A 1,162-nucleotide genomic window follows, 5' to 3' on the forward strand; every position below is an offset into this window, starting at 1 on the left:
GGGGCCGGCGACCACGACCGGACAAGTCCCAGGAAAGGCACGAAGCCAGTCTCGATATGAGTCACAACCGCGGTCACCGACCACAGCCCACCAGCACACGGGCTGCAAGGAAAGACTCACAGTCTCGATACGCTCGCTGGCGCTCGCTACTCGACCGCCGAACCGCGCCTGTTCGGTGGTCGAGTGCCGCCCGGTTTCGGTGGTCGAGTGCCGCCGAGGAACGAGGCGGTGTATCGAGACCACCCCCGACCGCCGACCCACGCCTGCCCTCGGTGGTCGAGTGCCGCTCCGCTCGGTGGTCGAGTGCCGCCGAGCTTGCGAGGCGGTGTATCGAGACCACCCCCGACCGCCGAATCACGCCTGCCCTCGGTGGTCGAGTGCCGCCGAGGAACGAGACGGTGTATCGAGACCACGCCCCCCAGTCGCCCGGAAATGTCGGAGCCTGCTGGTTGGCTTGTTCTCATGAAGGCGGAGCAGCTCGAAGATCTCGACACCTCGGGTGAGGTGCTCGACTTCCTGCGCACCCAGCAGGCCGAGGCCCTTCTGGTCGAGGCGGCCGCGATGGTGGCGGCGGTGAAGTACTGCGGGATCAACACCCCGACCACTGACACCGACGCAGCCGGGCATTGGTTCGGGGACCGGTCCTGCGCGTTGGCGGGTGAGGGTGCCCCTCAGGTGTCAGAATCCGCGGTGATCGAGTACGCCGCCGCTCTGGGCCGATCGACCGAATCGGCGAAGAAGTATCTGGGTGAGTGTTTGGAACTGGCGCATCGGCTCCGGAAGACCTGGGCCCGGGTCCGTGCTGGTGAGGTCCCCGGCTGGGCGGCACGTCGGATCGCGTCCCAGACGATGAAGCTCCCCCAGGCCGGGGCGGCGTGGGTCGACGGTCAGGTCGCCCCCGCCGCGGGCAGGATCGGGCCCACCGCGTTGGATCGGATCCTGAACGAGGCACTGACCCGGTTTGACCCCGAGGAGGCCGAGCAGCGCCGCCTCGACGGCCTCGAGGGTCGCCGGGTCGACATCGACCTCGATGATCTGATCGATGGGCAGGTCTGCCACGCCCGCGTGCACGGGGTCATCGACGCCGCTGATGCGATCGATCTCCAGGAAGCGTTGACCACCCTGGCCGCGCAGTACCGCGAACTGGGATCTCTGGAATCGT

The 1,162-nt window shown here is 67.9% G+C and carries 1 pseudogene; it reads left to right on the top strand.

The annotated features are described in order from the left end of the window. Positions 1 to 462 precede the first annotated feature (462 nt). Positions 463 to 1,162: pseudogene (locus JKG67_RS18315) on the top strand (DUF222 domain-containing protein); the annotation flags it as partial.

This window comes from Nocardioides limicola (assembly GCF_016827675.1).
In the GTDB taxonomy this organism is placed as follows: Bacteria; Actinomycetota; Actinomycetes; order Propionibacteriales; family Nocardioidaceae; genus Nocardioides; species Nocardioides limicola.